The organism is Halopseudomonas nanhaiensis, assembly GCF_020025155.1.
Lineage (GTDB): Bacteria > Pseudomonadota > Gammaproteobacteria > Pseudomonadales > Pseudomonadaceae > Halopseudomonas > Halopseudomonas nanhaiensis.
In genome coordinates, this window is sequence record NZ_CP073751.1 from 1,758,338 (window position 1) to 1,777,289 (window position 18,952).

Here is an 18,952-nt window from a genome sequence, read left to right on the forward strand (position 1 = left end):
TTGTCGCTTACAGCTTGAAGCTTGCCGCTGCGAAGCGCTAGCCCTTCGCGACGTAGCCGAAGATCGACTTGATCTCCAGAAAGTCTTCGAAGCCATGGTGACCCCACTCGCGACCGTTCCCTGACTCCTTGTATCCACCGAACGGAGCGCGGTTGTCCAACGGCGCACCGTTGATGTGGACCATGCCGGTCCGGATGCGACGGGCCACCTTGCGGGCTCGTTCGATGTCGCCGGACGAGACGTAGCCGGACAAACCGTACTGTGTGTCGTTGGCAATGCGTACTGCCTCATCCTCGCTCTCATAGCCAATGATCGACAGTACCGGTCCAAAGATCTCTTCGCGCGCAATGGTCATCTCGTTGGTGACGTTGGCGAATACAGTAGGCTTGACGTAGTAACCCTTGCTCACGCCTTCGGGACGTCCCGGCCCGCCGGCAATGACCTTGGCGCCCTCGTCGATACCCTTGGCGATGAGATCCTGGATCTTGTTCCATTGCGCCTTAGAAGCAACCGGCCCGATGACGGTGTCCTCCGCGTTCGGATCACCCGGCTTGACCTTGCCAGCGACTGCCTGAGCGATTGCCACTACTTCATCCATCCGGCTGCTTGGTACCAGCATGCGCGTCGGTGCGTTGCACGACTGGCCGCTGTTGTTCATGCACGACATCACGCCATGGGCGACCATCTTCTCGAAGTTGACGTCGTCCAGCAGGATGTTGGCCGACTTGCCGCCCAGCTCCAGAGCCACACGCTTGATGGTGTTCGCGCCGTTTTGCATGACATGACGGCCCGCATTGGTCGAGCCGGTAAAGGACATCATGTCGATGCCACGATGCCCCGACATCGCTGCGCCCACGGTCGGGCCGTCGCCGTTGACCAGATTGAACACGCCAGCCGGAACGCCAGCCTCGTCAAGGATCTCGGCAAGCAGCAGGGCTGACAGCGGAGCCACTTCCGAAGGCTTGAGGACCATGGTGCAGCCGGTAGCGATCGCCGGAGCGACCTTGCAGGTCAGCTGGTTCATTGGCCAGTTCCAGGGGGTGATCAGGCCGCAGACGCCGATCGGCTCCTTGACCACCATGGTGTTGCCGATCTGCTCTTCGAACTGATAATCCTTGAGCACTTCCAGAGCGACCGCGAAATGACCCAGTCCGGAAGGGGCTTGCGCCATCTTCGAAAGCTTTGCGGGCGCGCCCATTTCCTGCGAGATGGCCTCTGCTACGTCACCCATGCGCTTCTGGAACACAGCGATGATCTTTTCCAGCAATGCGATGCGATCCTCGCGGCTGGTCTGGGAATAGGTTTCGAACGCCTTGCGCGCCGCGGCGACAGCAAGGTCGACATCCTCATGGTTGCCCAGCGCGATGGTGGCGACCGCTTCCTCGGTGGCGGGGTTGACCACATCAACGGTTCCCTGACCTTTGGGTTCTACCCACTGGCCGTTGATGTAGAATTGTCTGTGATGGCTCATAGCTACAAGGCTCCTGTCTGACCGTTCGAGTAATAGGCGAAACGATAGCACTGTACGCCGTTTTGTATCATCCGTTTTGTCTTCGATCAGTTGCGGTGATTTTCCTGCATCGGGTCGGCTTCAAGCCGGCGCGCGAATGGCCTTATAATACGTGCGCCATCTCTGGTGTAATAGTTGACTAAATCAGTTGGATATTGCATAGTTGCGCCCATGTAAAACCGGCTCCGGGAGCATCTATGCGTCTTACCACCAAGGGTCGCTACGCCGTCACGGCCATGCTCGACCTCGCTCTGCACCAGGAGCAGGGACCTATTACTCTCGCCGATATTTCCGCTCGCCAGGGTGTGTCCATTTCCTATCTGGAGCAGCTTTTTGCCAAGCTTCGCCGCGGCAAGCTGGTGCAGAGTGTGCGTGGCCCCGGTGGCGGTTATCGGCTGGCCGGCGGGGCCGACTCGATCAGCGTCGCGCAGATCGTCGAAGCGGTGAATGATTCGATGGATGCGACGCGGTGCCTGGGCAAGGGCGACTGCCAGCACGGCGAGGTGTGTCTGACGCACCACCTGTGGTCCGATCTGAGTAACAGACTGCGTCAGTTTCTCAACGAAATCACGCTCGCCGAACTGGTGTCGCGTGACGATATTCAGCGAGTGCGCACCCGCCAGGATAGCCGTGGTTGCAATGGCGCAAGGCAGGCCGTAGCCGAGCTGGAACGCATCATCTAAGCGGCCCCAGAGCCGTCCGAACAGTGCGGTAGCCCAGGGAGGTTGCCGCTAGCCTGAGACAAAGCGCGGGATGTCGGGAATGACATGGCCGCAGAATGAGGTGATACCGTGAGCGAACAAGTCGAAAGTCTCATCAGGAAGGACTACGCGGCCGGATTTCATTCGACCATCGAGTCTGACACGCTTCCACCGGGACTGAACGAAGACGTCATCCGCTTCATCTCCGGCAAGAAAGAAGAGCCGGAGTGGATGCTCGAGTGGCGCCTCAAGGCCTATCACGCATGGCTGGAAATGGAAGAGCCGACCTGGGCGCACGTACACTATCCGGAAATCGACTTCCAGGCCGTGTCCTACTATTCCGCGCCCAAGAGCATGGCGGACAAACCCAAGAGTCTGGACGAAGTCGACCCCGAGCTGATCGCCACCTACGAGAAGCTTGGCATTCCACTCCACGAGCAGGAGATGCTCGCGGGTGTAGCCGTCGATGCGGTATTCGACTCGGTGTCTGTTGTTACCACCTTCCGCGCCAAGCTCGAGGAAGCGGGTGTGATCTTCTGTCCGATCAGCGAAGCGGTAAAGCGGTATCCTGACTTGGTCCGCAAGTATCTCGGCAGCGTCGTGCCGCAGCGCGACAACTACTACGCGGCGCTGAACTCGGCGGTCTTCTCCGATGGATCGTTCGTCTACATCCCGAAGGGTGTTCGCTGCCCGATGGAGCTGTCGACCTATTTCCGCATCAACGAAATGAACACCGGACAGTTCGAGCGCACCCTGATCGTCGCGGACGAAGGCTCGCACGTCAGCTATCTGGAAGGCTGTACGGCGCCGATGCGCGACGAGAATCAGTTGCATGCCGCAGTGGTGGAACTGGTCGCGCTGGACGGCGCACAGATCAAGTATTCCACGGTGCAGAACTGGTACCCGGGCAACGCGGAAGGCAAGGGTGGCATTTACAACTTCGTCACCAAGCGCGGCGTTGCTCACACCGATGCGAAGATTTCCTGGACCCAGGTCGAAACCGGCTCGGCCATCACCTGGAAGTATCCCAGCTGCATCCTCAAGGGTGATAACAGCGTGGGTGAGTTCTATTCAGTCGCGTTGACCAACAATTTCCAGCAGGCCGACACCGGTACCAAGATGATCCACCTCGGCAAGAACACCCGGTCGACCATCGTCGCCAAGGGCATATCGGCCGGGCGCAGCGACAGCGCCTATCGCGGTCTGGTGCGCATCAATCCGGGCGCCGAAGGCGCGCGAAATTATACCCAGTGTGACTCGCTGTTGATCGGCGACCGCTGCGGAGCGCATACCTTCCCGTACATCGAGAGCAAGAACCCGACCGCGGTGATCGAGCATGAGGCGACCACCTCGAAGGTCAGCGACGACCAGCTGTTCCTCTGTCAGCAGCGGGGCCTGGATGCGGAGAAAGCCATTTCCATGATCGTCAACGGCTTCTGCCGTGAGGTATTCAAGGAGCTGCCCATGGAGTTCGCTGTTGAAGCCGGCAAACTGCTTGAAGTCAGCCTTGAAGGCTCGGTGGGCTGATCGGCTCCACCTTGGCGATGCAAACGAATACACAGGATCAGGCGTTAATTATGTTATCTATCAAAAGCTTGTGCGCTAAAGTTGAAGAGAAGGATATCCTCAAGGGCCTTGACCTGGAGATAAAGCCAGGCGAAGTGCACGCGATCATGGGCCCCAATGGGTCGGGCAAGAGCACCCTGGGCAACATCCTGTCCGGTCGCCCCGGTTACGAAGCCACTGCCGGCAGCATTATGTTCAATGGTCAGGATCTGCTGGAAATGGATACCGAGGAGCGTGCGCGTGACGGGCTGTTCCTGGCATTCCAGTACCCGGTCGAGATTCCCGGCGTAAGCAACATGGAATTCCTCAAGGCATCGGTCGATGCCAAGCGCAAGCACAAGGGTCTGCCCGAGTTGTCGTCGGTCGAGTTCATGAAGCTGGCCCGCGAAACCAGCAAGCGCGTCAATCTGGATGCGAGCTTCCTCAAGCGCGGCGTTAACGAAGGCTTTTCCGGTGGCGAGAAGAAGCGCAACGAGATCATGCAGATGATGCTGCTTGAACCCCAGCTTTGCATACTCGATGAAACCGATTCCGGCCTGGATATCGACGCGCTGCAGGTTGTCGCTGATGGGGTCAACGCCATGCGCGATGGCCAGCGCAGCTTCATCGTCGTCACCCACTATCAGCGTTTGCTCGACTATATCGTGCCCGACTACGTCCACGTGCTCGCGGGTGGTCGGATCGTCAAGTCTGGTGACAAGAGCCTGGCGCTGGAGCTCGAAGCCAAGGGCTATGGCTGGATCGAAAACGAGGTGGCCTGACGCATGACAGACTTCAAGCAAAGCGCATTGCAGCTGGCTGCTCAGCAGAACAGTCCTGACTGGCTCGCTGACGTCCGCCAGCTCGGCGCTTCCCGGTGGACCGCGGCCAACTGGCCGGGGCGCAAGACCGAAGCGTGGAAGTACACGTCTCTCGCACCGCTGCAGAACGACAACCCGGCTCGATGGGCTACGGTTGTCGAGTCCGCCTGGCAGGACGAGATCGAGACCCTGCATCTTGACTGCACCCGGCTGGTTTTCGTCAATGGCCAGTTCTCGCCGTCCGACTCAAGTGCCTTGCCCGCCGAGGTGGTCCGCTTTGCCGATGCCAGTGCCCCGCAGCAGGATCTGATACGCCAGCATCTGGGCTCGGTGGTGGATAGTGAGCGGCATCTGTTTGCGGCGTTGAGTAACGCCTGGGCCGCTGATGGTGTCCTGCTGTACGTTCCTCGCAATACGCGCCTGGCCAAGCCGTTGTATGTAGTGAATGTTTCGGTTCCCGAAGCGCAGCCCGCAGCCAGCAATCAGCGTTTGCTGGTCGTGGTGGAAGAGGGTGGCGAGGCGGAACTGATCGAGCATTATGTGTCCAGCGATCGCCAGCAGAATGGTTTCGTCAACAGCCTGACCGAGGTGGTCGTCGGCGCCAATGCTCAGGTTCAGCACTACCGCCTGAACCTCGAACAGGAAGACCTGTTGCACGTTGGCGGCGTACACGTCGCACTCCAGCGCGACGCTCGTTTCCATGGGTTCACCATAGCCCAGGGCAGCCGACTCAAGCGCATCGACTACCACGTGTACCATCGTGGCCAGGGCGCGCATCTTGATCTGAACGGCGTTTATCTGCCGCGCAATCGCCAGTTGATCGACTATCACACAACGGTCGAACACTGTGTGCCCTGCTGCACTACCAACGAAGTGTTCAGAGGGATCGTCGGTGACTCGGCGCGGGCCGTCTTCAACGGGCGTATTCATATCCACCCGCAGGCGCAGAAAACGCTGGCCGAGTTGAGCAACCGCAACCTCCTGACCTCGCGTACGGCTGAGATCGACACCAAGCCGGAGCTGGAAATCTATGCCGATGACGTGCGCTGCGCGCACGGCGCGACCATCACCCAGCTGGATGAAACCTCGCTGTTTTATCTGATGAGCCGCGGCGTGTCTCGCGCTGATGCCGTAACCATGCTCAGCTTTGGCTTCATCAATGAGGTAATCAACCAGGCCCCGGAGGCCGCAGTGCGTGACTACCTGCGCCCTCGATTGACCTCCCTGTTTGGTGAAGGCAATGAACAGGTCGGGCAGCTTGCCTATGAATGATCTCGGGCGACCTGAACCGTTCGATGCCGAGCGGATACGACTGGACTTTCCGATCCTGCATCAGGAGGTCAACGGACACCCGCTGGTGTATCTGGACAATGCCGCCACGACGCAAAAGCCGGAAGCGGTGATCCAGGCGATCGTCGACTACTACCGCCACGACAACAGCAACGTTCATCGTGGCGCCCATACGTTGGCCGACCGGGCCACCGAGAAGTTCGAGTCCGCACGCACGAAGGTTGCGGGTCTGATCAATGCGCCGGCCTCGCGTCAGGTCATCTGGACACGCGGTACCTCGGAGTCCATCAATCTGGTCGCGGCGACCTGGGGCCGTAGCGAGCTGAAAAGCGGCGACCGTATTCTGGTCCCGGCGATGGAGCATCACTCCAACATCGTGCCATGGCAGATGGTGGCGGCCGAAAAGGGCGCGACAGTCGAGCCGATACCGGTCGACGCTTCGGGGACACTTGATCTGAATGCTCTGCGAGAGATGCTTGATGAGCGGGTTCGCATGGTGGCCTGCGGTCACGTGTCCAACGCGTTGGGCACGATCAATCCGGTGGAGGAGATCGTGGCCCTTGCCCATTCGGTGGGTGCGCTCTGTCTGATTGATGGGGCTCAGGCTATCAGTCACTGGGCCGTGGACGTGCAAGCCCTCGATTGCGACTTCTACGTGTTCTCGGCGCACAAGATGTTCGGGCCGACTGGCCTGGGCGTGTTGTACGGGAAGCTAGAGATTCTCGAGAGCATGCCGCCGTATCAAGGCGGTGGAGAAATGATCGAAACGGTCAGCTTCCAGGGCACCACCTATAATCAGTTGCCCTACAAGTTTGAAGCCGGCACGCCGGATATTGCCGGGGTGATCGGATTCGGTGCAGCAGTGGACTATCTGCAGACCATCGATCGAGAGGCAGCGGCGCGACACGAGCAGGATTTGCTTGAATACGCCGAAGAGCGTGCGCGTGCCACCCCAGGCATCAAACTGATCGGCACCGCGGCTCGCAAGACAAGTGTCATGAGTTTTCTGCTTGAGGGCGCGCATCCGCATGACGTCGGTATGCTGCTGGATCAACAGGGCGTGGCTGTACGCACCGGCAATCATTGCGCCCAGCCCATCATGGACCAGTTCTGCATTCCGGGTACCGTGCGGGCGAGCTTCAGTTTCTACAACACCCGGGGCGACGTCGATCGGCTGTTCGAAGCGCTCGACAAGGCCCGGCAGTTTCTCCTATAGGAGTCGAAGCATGAGCGTAGAATCGTTTGATCCGCAATCTGCTGCCACTGGCAGCCCAGCGGTCACCGTTACGCCGGCGGCTTTGGCGCACTTTCGTCGCCAGCTTGCCGCTCAAAGCGAAAAATCGGTCCGGCTGAGCATCAAGAAAAGCGGGTGTACCGGCTTCATGTACGTCATCGACCTGGTCGAGAGCGGCCCGGATGACGATGTCCGGTATCAGCTGGACGATCTGGTTGAACTGCGCGTGGCGCGCGATGCGCTTCCTATCGTGAGTGGCACGGAGATCGACCTGGTCAAGGAAGGCATCAATCGCCAGATCAAGTTTCTCAACCCTAATGTGAAAGATGAGTGCGGTTGTGGCGAAAGCTTCAACGTTGCCTGACCGCCGAACTCAACCGTATAACACGGCCGACTGACCGCGAAGGTCGGTTGGCAAGAGGAGCCAGGCTTCGAGATGGAAAGACGCATGGTAGTGGCGCAGGCGGATTGTCCTGCACGCCGTGTTCCGGATGGTACTCCGTTGACCATTCCCAAGGACACTTTTGTGACCATCACCCAGGCGCTTGGTGGCAACTATACCGTGACCTATCATGGCCAGATGGTCCGCGTCGACGGGACGGATGCGGCGAGTCTCGGGCTTGAGCCTGAGTTGCTGAGTTTTCCGGAGCCGGTCGACGACCGGATCCATGAAGATCAGGTCTGGGAAGCACTGGGCACTGTCTATGATCCCGAAATTCCTGTCGATCTGGTGAATCTCGGCCTTATCTACAGTGTTTCGGTTGATCAGGCGCTCAAGCGAGTCGACATCAAGATGACGCTGACCGCGCCGGCGTGCGGCATGGGGCCCGTGCTGGTTGGAGACGTCGAGTATCGCGTCAAGAGGGTTCCCAACGTCGAGTCGGTCAAGGTCGAACTGGTGTTCGATCCGCCCTGGAGCCGAGAAATGATGAGTGAAGAGGCTCAGCTCGAGACCGGAATGTTCTTTTGAGGAGTGTTTCATGAGCCAGTTTGGCACCGATATAACCAGCGAAGACATTATCGATTCGCTGTCCTTCTTCGACTCCTGGGAAGACCGTTACAAGTACATCATCGACCTTGGAAAAGAGCTGCCTCCACTTGAAACCGATCAGCGCACGGATGAGAACATCGTGCGCGGGTGCCAGAGCCAGGTGTGGCTGGTGAGCAAACGGGAAGGCGATCGCTTGTATTTTGACGCAGACAGCGATGCGTTCATCGTCAAAGGTCTGCTTGCAGTGGTTCTCGCAGCCTACAACGGCAAAACGCCAGAACAGATTCTCGCCTTCGATGTTGACGGCTACTTCGAGGAGCTGAACCTGATGAAGCACCTCAGTGTTACCCGTGGAAACGGGCTGCGTGCCATGGTTACCCGCATACAGGGCACGGCTAGCGCTGCCTGATCGACACAAAACATCGACTTGTTCACGAATCGCTGCTGTCTCGCCAGTGAGCCGCTGAGTGATGGCATATAGATATTGCCTGTCGTCCGTTTAGCCGCTACAGTCTCGGCGGGTCAATCTGTTTGACCCGAGACCCGAAAATAATACTGGCGACCCCATGCACAATGCCTGGAAGCGGCTGAGCGACGATTTCCAGCTGTCGATCATTACCATGGTGGGCGTATGCTCCGTAGCGGGCATTGCTCCCTACGCGGTTTATCGTCTGTACGACGGCAACTGGCTGGTCAGCCTCGTGGACACCTCGCTGGTGCTCAATACGCTGGCTGCGGTGATCTACGCCTGGCGCACCGGGGACACCATTCGACCCGGTCAGTATCTGGCGCTGCTCTATTGTATCGGCACAATCGTCATCGTCACGAAGCTCGGCATGAACGGCCTCTTCTGGGTCTACGTCCTGATTCTCTTCAACTTCTTCGTCGTACCGCCCCTGCAAAGCGTGATTGCCACCGTGTCGGTTCTGGGCATTCTATGCGCTTACGGCGTTGCGAAGCCCGGCGCGTTGTTCGACTCGGCTTTCCAGTTGACGTCCTTCCTGGTAACCAGTCTGCTGTGCAGTCTTTTCGCTTTTGCCTTCGCCTACCGCGGCCGTGAGCAGCGCCAGAAGTTGAGCGAGCTGGCGACCATCGATCCGCTGACGGGGGCCAGCAATCGGCGCACCATGGATAGCGAACTGGAGATCGCATTCAACGAGCACAAGCGCTATGGGGTGGGTTACGGGTTGCTCATCCTTGATCTCGATCACTTCAAGCTGGTCAACGACCGGTACGGCCATCGGGCTGGCGACGAGGTACTGGTCGACTTTGTCGATGTAGTCCGGGCCGCCTGCCGGCAATCGGACCGACTCTTTCGTCTTGGCGGCGAAGAGTTCGTGCTGCTGGTTCCCCAGGTTGATGAGCGGGGCCTGTCCCGGTTGGCGAACAACGTTCTTGCGGACATTCGTCGGCGGTTGAACGGTCCCGGTGGGCCGGTCACCGTATCCATCGGCGGCGCACTGTTATCCGGACATTCGACTATCGAGGATTGGTTGCACGAGGCCGATGAGCGGCTGTATCGGGCCAAGGCACTGGGCCGCGACCAGGCGATCATTTTCGATCAGGGATCGAATTCATCAACGTCGCTGTCGAATCCGTCGGAAGCAGCCGTTCAGGACTGACCCTGATTGTGCTTACCATGCTTCCAGGAGACCACATGTCCAGGCAATCCTTCTCCGACAGCCAATTCTGGGACAAACTTCATCGTTATGCCCGCAAGGCAGGGCGTGAGGTAGTCGAGCGTGCATTGTGCCTGTATTACGCGGCAAGGCGCCCGGAGACCCCCACATGGGCAAAGACAACGATCTTCGGTGCTCTGGCCTACTTCATATCGCCAATCGATGCCATCCCGGATCTGCTTCCGTTCATTGGGTTCAGCGACGATCTGACCGTCATGGCTGCCGCTCTGGCACTGGTTTCCCTGTATATCAATGACGAGGTCAAGCGCAGGGCGCGAGCGACTACCGAAAAATGGTTCGGCCCCGAAATCATCGAGGCCGATAGGTAAAGATCAGGCGGAGGGGGGCAGGTCAGGGGTAGCGCGAGAATTCCGCGCGATCACCATCCTTGCCGATGACGACAACCGAATAAGGGTCCTGGCGCGAGCCCATCTCCATCCCCGGGGACCCGATCGGCATGCCCGGTACGGCAAGGCCCGCGGCCTCCGGCATCTCTGCCAGGCGTTTGACGTCTTTGGCCGGGACGTGACCTTCGATATAGCGCCCGTCCATTACGCCCGTATGGCAGGACGCCAACTCGGCCGGTATGCCGAGCTGGTGCTTCAGCGCAGGCATGTCGGACCTGACGTGGTCGTACACGACAAACCCGTTGTCGGTCATATGGCTGATCCAGGCTTTGCAGCACCCGCAGTTGGGGTCACGGTACACATCGATCTGCAAGGCATCGGCGGCCTGCACGCTGCCTGCAAACAACAGTAAAGATGCGAGTAGTTTTCTCATGCGCCCCCCTTGAAGAGCCGAGAGCATAATCCCGCGAGGACGCCTGAACAATGACTGTGCAACGCCCGGTTACAGTCAATCTGTACCAGGCGCAAGGGTCGGGCGGCGGTCTTAACGCTTGAGGATGATGTAAACCGCGTGGATGATCCCGGGCACATACCCCAGCAGGGTCAAGAGGATGTTCAGCCAGAATGCGCCACTGAAGCCCACCTGAAGGAACACGCCCACAGGGGGAAGAATGATGGCGAAAATAAGTCGAATGATATCCATGGTCAGCTCCCGGACTAAGTATTTGATCTGCCGCAGTACCAGCAGGGTTACTGCTGTGACCGCCGGGAGTCGGAGCCGTTCCAGTTCAGTGATTCGGTGGTCGGGCCAGAAGCAGGACAGCCAGCCCGGCAACGAGGCCCCAGAATGCTGAGCCGATGGAGAATAGCGACACCCCGGAGGCAGTGACCATGAAGGTGACCAGCGCTGCTTCACGCCGATCGTGATCTCCCATCGACTGGGCCAGCCCGTTACCAATCGAGCCGAGCAGAGCCAGGCCGGCGACAGACATCACCAGGGCGTGGGGAAGTGCCATGAATACGGCCGTGAGCGCAACGGCAAAGCAGCCAACGCCGATGGCGAGAACGCCGAACACCAGGGCGGCAGGGTAGCGTCGCTTCGTGTCCGCATGGGCACCCGGACCGGTACAGAGTGCAGCGCTGATTGCGGCGAGATTGACGCCATGCGATCCAAACGGAGCAAAGATCAGCGAAGCCAGCCCGGTTGTCGCGATCAACGGAGCAGGCGGTGGCTCGTAGCCGTCGGCACGCAGGACGGCAAGCCCGGGCAGGTTCTGCGAAGCCATCGCCACGACATACAGCGGCAGGGCGATGCTGGTCATTGCGGAGAATGAGAACTCGGGTGTGGTCCAGATCGGACGTACCAGCGTCCAGTCAATGGGCGGCCAGACGACCAGTCCGTTGAACCAGGCGAGTGTGCAGCCTGCCAGAAGCGCGACCGGCACCGCCAGTACTGGGCGGTACCGCCTGGTAAGGAAAAACAGCGCAAGCATGGCCAGAACCAGACCGGTCTGGTCTTCCACGGCTCTGAACAGCTCCACCCCGATGGAAAACAGAATCCCGGCCAATAGCGCCGCGGCAATCGACGATGGCAACTGCCGGACCAGTTCAGCCAGTGGCCTGAACAGCCCGGTCAGCGTGAGCAGCAGACCGGTGGCGACGAACGCGCCGATCGCCTCGGGGTAACTCACGCCGCTGAGGCTCGTCACGAGCAGGGCGGCGCCCGGGGTTGACCAGGCCACCACCACGGGCATCCGGTAGCGAAAGGTAAGGGCGATCGCTGTCAGGCCCATAGCCACGGATATCGCCCAGACCCAGGAGCCGATCTGGTGTTCATCGAGGCCTGCATTGCGCCCGGCCTGGACCATCAACGCCAGCGAGCTGGTATATCCGGTGACCACGGCGATGAAGCCTGCAGTAGCGGCAGACGCGCTGAAATCGGCCAGTACCTTCGACATCATGGAGAGTGGTTGACGCATGGTTCCAGCCTGCTGCGGTGAATGACCGCAACAGCTTAATCGAGGGGCAGTTTCGGTGAGCGGTACAGCCGGCTGGCGACTGGCCGCAACAGTTGCTGGGGCTTACTTGAGGCGCCTTTCGATGCCCTTGTGAACGAGGATCTTCGCGGAGATTTCCTCGACCGAAAAATGCGTCGAGTTGATATTCGAGATGTTTTCGCGGCGAAACAGATTTTCCACCTCGCGTACTTCGAACTCGCATTGCGCGAAGCTGGCATAGCGACTGTTGGGTCGCCGTTCGTGGCGAATGCTGGCGAGACGCTCCGCGTCAATGGTCAGGCCGAACAGCTTCTCCTTGTGTTCGCGCAGTGCGGGCGGAAGCTGCAGGCGCTCCATGTCCTCTTCGGTCAGCGGGTAATTCGCGGCGCGAATCCCGTATTTCAGCGCCATGTACAGGCAGGTTGGTGTCTTCCCGCAACGCGAGACGCCGACCAGAATGACATCCGCTTCGTTGTAATGCAGCGTGCGCGCGCCGTCATCGTTGTCCATGGCAAAGTGCACGGCATCGATGCGGTCCTTGTAGTGCGCGTTGTGCTGAATCGAGTGGGATTTGCCCACCGAATACGAAGAACCGTCACCTAATTCCATCTCGAGCGGAGCAAGAAAGGTAGAAAAGATGTCTACGATGTACCCGTTGCTCGTAGCCAATACCTTACGGATATCCGAGTTGACAACGGTGTCGAAGATGATCGGGCGAACCCCGTCCTGCTCGGCAGCCGTGTTGATTTGTTGTACCATGTCGTGCGCTTTTTCGATGGTGTCCACATAGGGACGCAGCCGCTTTGTGAACTCGATGTTCTCGAACTGGGACAGCAGGCTCTGGCCAAGTGACTCGGCGGTAATACCAGTGCCATCGGATATGAAGAAAGCGGTGCGTTTCATGCGCGTAGCCTTGATATGTCGTAATTGGCTGAGTGCAGCGGTATCGGGAACCCTGTCGGGCTTCACTTTCGGCATTGTGGCGCATTTGTGACATGCAGGCCAGATGGTCTGCCGGATGCGCTGCTCAATTCATTGATTTACGGAGAGATCACCTTGTTAGAGTACGTAGTGTCCTTCGAACAGCTAGGTGCTGGAGACGTTGAACGTGTGGGCGGCAAGAACGCCTCACTGGGAGAAATGATCAGCAATCTGGCTCATGCCGGGGTGTCGGTCCCGGGCGGTTTCGCCACTACAGCAGATGCCTTCCGTGAATTTCTGGAACAAAGCGGCCTCGATGACCGTATCCACGCGGCGCTCGATGCGCTCGATGTCGACGACGTCGCTGCGCTGGCTCGCACCGGTACTCAGATTCGCCAGTGGGTCATGGAAACCGAATTCCCCGCTCCGCTGGATCAGGCCATCCGCGACGCCTTTGCCTCGCTCTCGGACGGGAATGACAATCTCGCGGTCGCCGTGCGTTCCTCCGCTACAGCAGAAGACCTTCCCGATGCGTCTTTTGCCGGTCAGCAGGAAACGTTCCTGAACATCCGCGGCGTGGACAATGTCATCCGCGCCGTCAAGGAAGTCTTCGCCTCCCTGTTCAACGACCGCGCTATTTCCTACCGCGTCCACCAGGGCTTCGATCACAAGCTGGTCGCGCTGTCGGCGGGCATCCAGCGCATGGTGCGCTCGGAAACCGGTACCGCCGGGGTAATGTTCACGCTGGATACCGAATCCGGTTTCCGTGACGTGGTATTCATCACCGGTGCCTATGGCCTTGGTGAGACGGTGGTACAGGGCGCAGTGAATCCCGATGAATTTTATGTGCACAAGCCCACGCTGGAGGCGGGTCGGCCATCGATTCTGCGCCGTAACCTCGGCAGCAAGGCGATCAAGATGATCTACGGCGAAGTCGCATCGGCTGGCCGCTCGGTAAAGACCGTCGACGTCGACAGCGCAGACCGGTCGCGCTTCTGCCTGAGCGATGCCGAGGTCGTCAGTCTCGCAGAGCAGGCGCTAATTATCGAGAAGCACTACGAGCGTCCGATGGACATCGAATGGGCCAAGGACGGTGACGACGGCAAGCTTTATATCGTCCAGGCGCGCCCGGAAACCGTGAAAAGCCGCGCGACCGGCAACGTCATGGAACGTTATCTGCTCAAGGAAAAGGGTCAGATCCTGGTCGAAGGCCGTGCAATCGGCCAGCGTATCGGAGCAGGCAGGGTAAAGATCGTCAATGATGTGGCGGAGATGGACAAGGTCATGCCGGGTGACGTGCTGGTCTCGGATATGACCGACCCGGACTGGGAACCGGTCATGAAGCGCGCCAGCGCTATCGTCACCAACCGCGGTGGTCGGACCTGCCACGCCGCTATCATCGCTCGCGAGCTTGGGATCCCGGCGGTTGTCGGCTGCGGCAACGCCACCAGCGAGTTGAAGGACGGTCAGGAAGTTACCGTGTCCTGTGCCGAGGGTGACACCGGTCTGATCTACGCCGGTCAGTTGTCATTCGATATTCGCAAGAACAGCGTCGACGCCATGCCGACACTACCGTTCAAGATCATGATGAACGTGGGCAATCCGGACCGGGCGTTTGATTTTGCCAACCTGCCCAATGAAGGTGTGGGTCTGGCGCGACTGGAGTTCATCATCAATCGCATGATCGGCGTGCACCCCAAGGCGCTGCTCAACTTCGACAGCCTGCCTGATGACGTCAGGGGCAGCGTGCAGAAGCGAATTGCCGGCTACGCGAGCCCGGTCGACTTCTATGTCGACAAGCTGGTCGAAGGTGTCAGCACCCTGGCCGCCGCGTTCTGGCCGAAAAAGGTGATCGTGCGCCTGTCCGACTTCAAGTCGAACGAGTACGCCAACCTGATCGGGGGCCGCCTGTACGAGCCGGAAGAAGAAAATCCAATGCTCGGTTTCCGCGGCGCTTCGCGTTATATCAGTGAATCCTTCCGCGACTGTTTCGAACTCGAGTGTCGCGCGATGAAGCGCGTGCGCGATGAGATGGGGCTGACCAACGTCGAGATCATGGTGCCGTTCGTACGGACGGTCGGAGAGGCGGCACAGGTAGTCGAGCTGCTGGGCGAAAACGGGCTCAAGCGTGGCGAGAACGGGCTGCGTCTGATCATGATGTGTGAGCTACCGGCCAATGCCCTGCTGGCTGACGAGTTCCTTGAGCACTTCGATGGTTTCTCCATCGGCTCGAATGACCTGACTCAGCTGACGCTGGGCCTCGATCGCGACTCGGGTATCATCGCGCACCTGTTCGACGAGCGAAACGCGGCGGTCAAGAAACTGTTGTCCAACGCGATCAGCGCCTGCCGCAAGGCCGACAAGTACATTGGTATCTGCGGCCAGGGTCCCTCGGATCACCCGGATCTGGCGAAATGGCTGATGGAGCAGGGGATCGAAAGTGTTTCCTTGAATCCGGACTCGGTGATGGATACCTGGTTCTTCCTCGCGGAAAACAACGTCTGAGTTCACATCAAGGAGAACGCCATGCATTACGTCACGCCCGATCTATGCGATGCCTACCCGGATGTTCACGTTGTCGAGCCAATGTTCAGCAATTTCGGTGGCCATGATTCCTTCGGCGGCCAGATCGTCACGGTGAAGTGCTTCGAAGACAATTCCGTGGTGAAGGAGCAGGTCGATCAGGACGGCACAGGCAAGGTCATGGTTGTCGATGGCGGCGGCTCTCTGCGTCGTGCGCTGCTGGGTGACATGCTCGCCGAGAAGGCCGCCAAGAACGGCTGGGAAGGGATCATTGTTTATGGCTGCGTACGCGACGTCGACGTATTGGTGCAGACTCCGCTTGGAATCCAGGCGTTGGCCAGCCACCCGATGAAAACCGACAAGCGAGGCATCGGGGATCTCAACGTTCCGGTGACGTTCGCCGGGGTGACCTTCCGGCCGGGTGAGTACGTGTACGCCGATAACAACGGCATTATCGTTTCACCCGCTGCACTGTCCATGCCGGAGTAATCTCCCGCCAGCATTCCAACTGCATCAGGAACAAAGCCGGACGATGGTGACATCGTCCGGCTTTGGTGCGTCTGAAATTGGTATCCACTTTGAGGAGGCGCCAAACGTGAGCGATCCGTTGGAAGAGCGGTTGCGCAGTTTGATGCGCGATGGCGGGCAGGACGTGAGCGATGACGACGAACGCCTGGAACGTGTACTGCACAAGGCCCATGTCCGCGGGGGAGCGCTTGATCTGTTGACGCTGTTCGCCCACTGGGGAGAGGTGCTGTCCGAAGCCGGCACACGTTCGGTACGACGCTCGCGCGCGGCAGGCCGGGCGCAGCAGGACGCCACTGTGACATCGCGGAAAGAGGAATAGGAATGGAACTCGATACCTGGAGCCAGAGCTTTCTTGCTGCCATGACCACCATGTGGACGAAGCTTGCTTCATTCATACCCGACCTGATCGCGGCGATACTCATCGTCGTACTCGGCTTTCTGGTCGCCAAGCTGATCGACACCATCCTCAGCAAGGGCTTGGCCAAACTGGGAATGGATCGGCTTCTGGCCGGGGTAGGGGTCAGCAAGATGATCGCCCGTAGTGGTATCACGGCACCGCCGTCGGTGCTGATCGGCAAGGTCGTCTACTGGTTCATCGTTCTGACCTTCCTCATATCCGCAGCCGAGTCGCTCGGGCTGGCCCGTGTGTCGTCCACGCTCGATGCATTCGTTCTTTATCTGCCGAAGGTCTTTGGCGCAGCCTTGATCCTGCTGGCGGGTCTGTTGCTGTCGCATTTCGCCAACGGCGTTGTGCGTGGTGCCGGCGAGAGTATCGGTATCGACTACGCGGCGGGCCTGGGCCGACTGGCGCAGGGGCTGCTGGTGATCATCACCGCGTCGCTGGTGATCGGCCAGTTGCAGATCGAGACGGCGCTGCTCAACACCGTTGTGGCCATTGTGCTGGTCTCGTTTGGAGCGGCCGCTGCACTGGCCCTGGGCCTGGGCAGCAAGTCCGTCGTCTCGCAGATACTGGCGGGTATCTACATTCGCGAGCTCTACGAGGTGGGTGATCGAATCAGCGTTGGTGAAACCGAAGGGGTCATTGACGAGATCGGTACGGTCAAGACGTCGCTAATCGACGACGAGGGGCGGGTAGTCTCGCTTCCGAACACGACGCTGCTCGATCAGCGCGTGTCGCGTTGATTCTTCCGATAACCTGTACGGCGACCTGTTTTGACCAGCTATAGCGCACCGCGTAACCGATATGTGCCGGCCGAGCTTTCGGATGAGGAACTGGCCGGTCGGGCGGCCGGGGAGCTGTTTCATACCACCATCGCCTACGAAGAATTGATGCGACGGTACCAGCGCACACTTTTCAATGTCTGCGCCCGCTACCTGGGGAACGAAAGAGACGCTGACGATGTCTGTCAGGAAGTAATGCTAAAGGTCCTTCATGGACTCAAGCAGTTCGAAGGCAAGGCGAAGTTCAAAACATGGTTGTACAGCATCACCTATAATGAGTGCATAACTCAGTACAGGAAGGAAAAACGCAAGAAGCGGCTTTCCGATGCACTTAGTCTTGAAACCCAGGAAGAGGCTCACGAACCGGAAGAGCCGCTTGCCTCTCGCGGGGGCCTTGACCGCTGGTTGGTTCATGTGAATCCGGTAGATCGAGAGATACTCGTATTACGCTTCGTAGCGGAACTCGAGTTTCAGGAGATTGCCGATATCATGCGAATGGGACTAAGTGCGACAAAGATGCGCTACAAACGGGCGCTTGAAAAATTGCGCAAGCATATAGATCTGCCTGCTTAGAAGTGTTCGGTATTGGAATTCTTGTATTTCTGTTATACTGAGCCCGTGTTTTGCGCAAACCTAACATCCTAATGGATTAAACGGGGATTGAATGATGAAATTGAAGAATACTGTTGGTCTCGTTGTAGGCGCAGTCATTTCGGCTTCCGCCATGCCTGTGATGGCGCAATATGGCATGGGTGGCGGCGAAGTGAGCCGCGCAGGCTCCGTGGAAGCGGAAGCCTTCGCTGAGCGCTACTTCACCGACGACAGCGTTCATGATCTGAGCCACGGCACTCTGGTAGGTGGTGGCTTGGGCTACTTCCTTTCGGATGACGTCTCGCTGAACCTGGGTTTGGGCAAATACCGCAACCTGGACAGCGATGTCACCGGCGAAGACATTGACGGCCGTCTGGCTACGTTGAAAGCTGTTTACCACTTCGGCGAAGGTGCGGTACGTCCTTACATCTCCGGTGGTGTTGGTCACCAGGAGCTGGATCAGTGGGATCGTGATGGTCGCGACAAGACCACCATGCTGACTGCCGGTGCCGGTGTCAAAAACTACCTCAACGAGAACTTCTTCGTTCGCGCTGGTGTAGACGTCCTTCACGGTCTGGATCACTCCAACACCGAATGGATGGCTGGCGTAGGTCTGGGTCTGAATTTTGGCAGCAGCACCGCCCCGGTAGCTCAGGCTGCTCCCGAGCCGGCTCCTGCCCCAGCACCTGCTCCTGCCCCCGAGCCGGAAATGCAGAACGTACGGGTTGAGCTCGACGTGAAGTTCGACTTCGACAAGGCCACTATCCGCCAGGAATATCGTGATGATATCCGCAGCCTGGCTGAGTTCATGAAGACCTATCCGGACGTCTCCACTTCCGTTGCCGGTCACACAGACTCCATCGGTAGCGACCAGTACAACCAGAAGTTGTCCGAAGAGCGTGCCAAGTCGGTTCGCCAGGCTCTGATCGAAGAAGGCGTTGACGGTTCGCGTCTGGAAGCAGTTGGCTACGGCGAAGCCCGTCCGATTGCTGACAACGACACCGAAGAAGGCCGTCAGATGAACCGTCGCGTAGAAGCTGACGTGGAAACTGAGGTAGAGGTTCGCTAATCGCGAATCCGTTTGAAGAAACC

The 18,952-nt window shown here is 59.0% G+C and carries 21 protein-coding genes; 16 read left to right on the forward strand and 5 right to left on the reverse strand.

What is annotated here, in order from left to right; translation table 11 throughout:
• Positions 1 to 37 precede the first annotated feature (37 nt).
• A complete protein-coding gene (locus tag KEM63_RS07900; RefSeq protein ID WP_223655686.1) occupies positions 38 to 1,471 on the reverse strand; it encodes an aldehyde dehydrogenase family protein in 1,434 nt (477 codons plus the stop codon).
• A gap of 236 nt (positions 1,472 to 1,707) precedes the next feature.
• Here KEM63_RS07900 and iscR point away from each other — a divergent pair, with 236 nt between their 5' ends.
• The 10 genes from iscR to KEM63_RS07950 all read left to right on the forward strand — a co-directional run bounded on the left by iscR (position 1,708) and on the right by KEM63_RS07950 (position 10,100).
• Positions 1,708 to 2,193, forward strand: a complete 486-nt coding sequence (iscR, locus tag KEM63_RS07905; RefSeq protein ID WP_223655688.1) for a Fe-S cluster assembly transcriptional regulator IscR — start codon at positions 1,708 to 1,710, stop codon at positions 2,191 to 2,193.
• Positions 2,194 to 2,301: 108 nt separating this feature from the next.
• Positions 2,302 to 3,738 carry a Fe-S cluster assembly protein SufB gene (sufB, locus tag KEM63_RS07910; protein WP_223655689.1) on the forward strand — a complete coding sequence of 479 codons (1,437 nt, stop codon included), beginning with the start codon at positions 2,302 to 2,304 and terminating at the stop codon, positions 3,736 to 3,738.
• A 50-nt stretch (positions 3,739 to 3,788) separates the two neighbouring features.
• Positions 3,789 to 4,538 carry a Fe-S cluster assembly ATPase SufC gene (sufC, locus tag KEM63_RS07915; RefSeq protein ID WP_223655691.1) on the forward strand — a complete coding sequence of 250 codons (750 nt, stop codon included), beginning with the start codon at positions 3,789 to 3,791 and terminating at the stop codon, positions 4,536 to 4,538.
• 3 nt (positions 4,539 to 4,541) lie between these two features.
• Positions 4,542 to 5,849: a Fe-S cluster assembly protein SufD gene (sufD, locus tag KEM63_RS07920; RefSeq protein WP_223655692.1), complete on the forward strand. Its 1,308-nt coding sequence runs from the start codon at positions 4,542 to 4,544 to the stop codon at positions 5,847 to 5,849.
• Complete coding sequence (locus KEM63_RS07925) at positions 5,842 to 7,083, forward strand: aminotransferase class V-fold PLP-dependent enzyme (RefSeq protein ID WP_223655694.1); 1,242 nt, start codon at positions 5,842 to 5,844, stop codon at positions 7,081 to 7,083. The genes sufD and KEM63_RS07925 overlap by 8 nt, the downstream gene beginning before the upstream one ends.
• A gap of 10 nt (positions 7,084 to 7,093) precedes the next feature.
• On the forward strand, positions 7,094 to 7,465 hold the full coding sequence (locus tag KEM63_RS07930) for a HesB/IscA family protein (RefSeq protein WP_223655695.1): 372 nt from the start codon (positions 7,094 to 7,096) through the stop codon (positions 7,463 to 7,465).
• A 72-nt stretch (positions 7,466 to 7,537) separates the two neighbouring features.
• Positions 7,538 to 8,071 carry a putative Fe-S cluster assembly protein SufT gene (sufT, locus tag KEM63_RS07935; RefSeq protein WP_223655696.1) on the forward strand — a complete coding sequence of 178 codons (534 nt, stop codon included), beginning with the start codon at positions 7,538 to 7,540 and terminating at the stop codon, positions 8,069 to 8,071.
• Positions 8,072 to 8,081: 10 nt separating this feature from the next.
• The gene (locus KEM63_RS07940; protein WP_223655697.1) at positions 8,082 to 8,501 is read left to right on the forward strand and encodes a SufE family protein; all 420 of its coding nucleotides are present in this window, start codon (positions 8,082 to 8,084) and stop codon (positions 8,499 to 8,501) included.
• Between the two features lie 157 nt (positions 8,502 to 8,658).
• Positions 8,659 to 9,714, forward strand: coding sequence for a GGDEF domain-containing protein (locus tag KEM63_RS07945; protein WP_223655698.1), 1,056 nt, complete (start codon positions 8,659 to 8,661; stop codon positions 9,712 to 9,714).
• A 35-nt stretch (positions 9,715 to 9,749) separates the two neighbouring features.
• On the forward strand, positions 9,750 to 10,100 hold the full coding sequence (locus KEM63_RS07950) for a YkvA family protein (RefSeq protein WP_223655699.1): 351 nt from the start codon (positions 9,750 to 9,752) through the stop codon (positions 10,098 to 10,100).
• Positions 10,101 to 10,122: 22 nt separating this feature from the next.
• Here KEM63_RS07950 and KEM63_RS07955 read toward each other — a convergent pair whose 3' ends face one another.
• The 4 genes from KEM63_RS07955 to ppsR form a co-directional block, all read right to left on the reverse strand.
• Positions 10,123 to 10,551, reverse strand: coding sequence for a DUF411 domain-containing protein (locus KEM63_RS07955; protein WP_223655700.1), 429 nt, complete (start codon positions 10,549 to 10,551; stop codon positions 10,123 to 10,125).
• Positions 10,552 to 10,662: 111 nt separating this feature from the next.
• Positions 10,663 to 10,821 (reverse strand): YqaE/Pmp3 family membrane protein, encoded by a 159-nt coding sequence (locus KEM63_RS07960; protein WP_223655702.1) that lies wholly within the window; start codon positions 10,819 to 10,821, stop codon positions 10,663 to 10,665.
• Between the two features lie 85 nt (positions 10,822 to 10,906).
• Positions 10,907 to 12,097 (reverse strand): benzoate/H(+) symporter BenE family transporter, encoded by a 1,191-nt coding sequence (locus tag KEM63_RS07965; RefSeq protein WP_223655704.1) that lies wholly within the window; start codon positions 12,095 to 12,097, stop codon positions 10,907 to 10,909.
• Between the two features lie 102 nt (positions 12,098 to 12,199).
• Positions 12,200 to 13,018, reverse strand: a complete 819-nt coding sequence (gene ppsR / locus KEM63_RS07970) for a posphoenolpyruvate synthetase regulatory kinase/phosphorylase PpsR (protein WP_223655706.1) — start codon at positions 13,016 to 13,018, stop codon at positions 12,200 to 12,202.
• Positions 13,019 to 13,171: 153 nt separating this feature from the next.
• Here ppsR and ppsA point away from each other — a divergent pair, with 153 nt between their 5' ends.
• From ppsA to KEM63_RS08000, 6 genes are all read left to right on the forward strand, one after another.
• Entirely contained in the window at positions 13,172 to 15,541 is a 2,370-nt protein-coding gene (ppsA, locus tag KEM63_RS07975) for a phosphoenolpyruvate synthase (RefSeq protein ID WP_223655708.1), read from the forward strand.
• A 21-nt stretch (positions 15,542 to 15,562) separates the two neighbouring features.
• Positions 15,563 to 16,048: a ribonuclease E activity regulator RraA gene (gene rraA / locus KEM63_RS07980; protein WP_223655710.1), complete on the forward strand. Its 486-nt coding sequence runs from the start codon at positions 15,563 to 15,565 to the stop codon at positions 16,046 to 16,048.
• A 106-nt stretch (positions 16,049 to 16,154) separates the two neighbouring features.
• The gene (locus tag KEM63_RS07985; protein WP_223655712.1) at positions 16,155 to 16,406 is read left to right on the forward strand and encodes a hypothetical protein; all 252 of its coding nucleotides are present in this window, start codon (positions 16,155 to 16,157) and stop codon (positions 16,404 to 16,406) included.
• A gap of 2 nt (positions 16,407 to 16,408) precedes the next feature.
• Positions 16,409 to 17,230 carry a mechanosensitive ion channel family protein gene (locus KEM63_RS07990; protein WP_223655714.1) on the forward strand — a complete coding sequence of 274 codons (822 nt, stop codon included), beginning with the start codon at positions 16,409 to 16,411 and terminating at the stop codon, positions 17,228 to 17,230.
• A gap of 30 nt (positions 17,231 to 17,260) precedes the next feature.
• Positions 17,261 to 17,842, forward strand: coding sequence for an RNA polymerase sigma factor SigX (gene sigX / locus KEM63_RS07995; protein ID WP_223655717.1), 582 nt, complete (start codon positions 17,261 to 17,263; stop codon positions 17,840 to 17,842).
• Between the two features lie 91 nt (positions 17,843 to 17,933).
• Complete coding sequence (locus tag KEM63_RS08000) at positions 17,934 to 18,929, forward strand: OmpA family protein (protein ID WP_423747840.1); 996 nt, start codon at positions 17,934 to 17,936, stop codon at positions 18,927 to 18,929.
• The last annotated feature ends 23 nt before the right edge of the window (positions 18,930 to 18,952 follow it).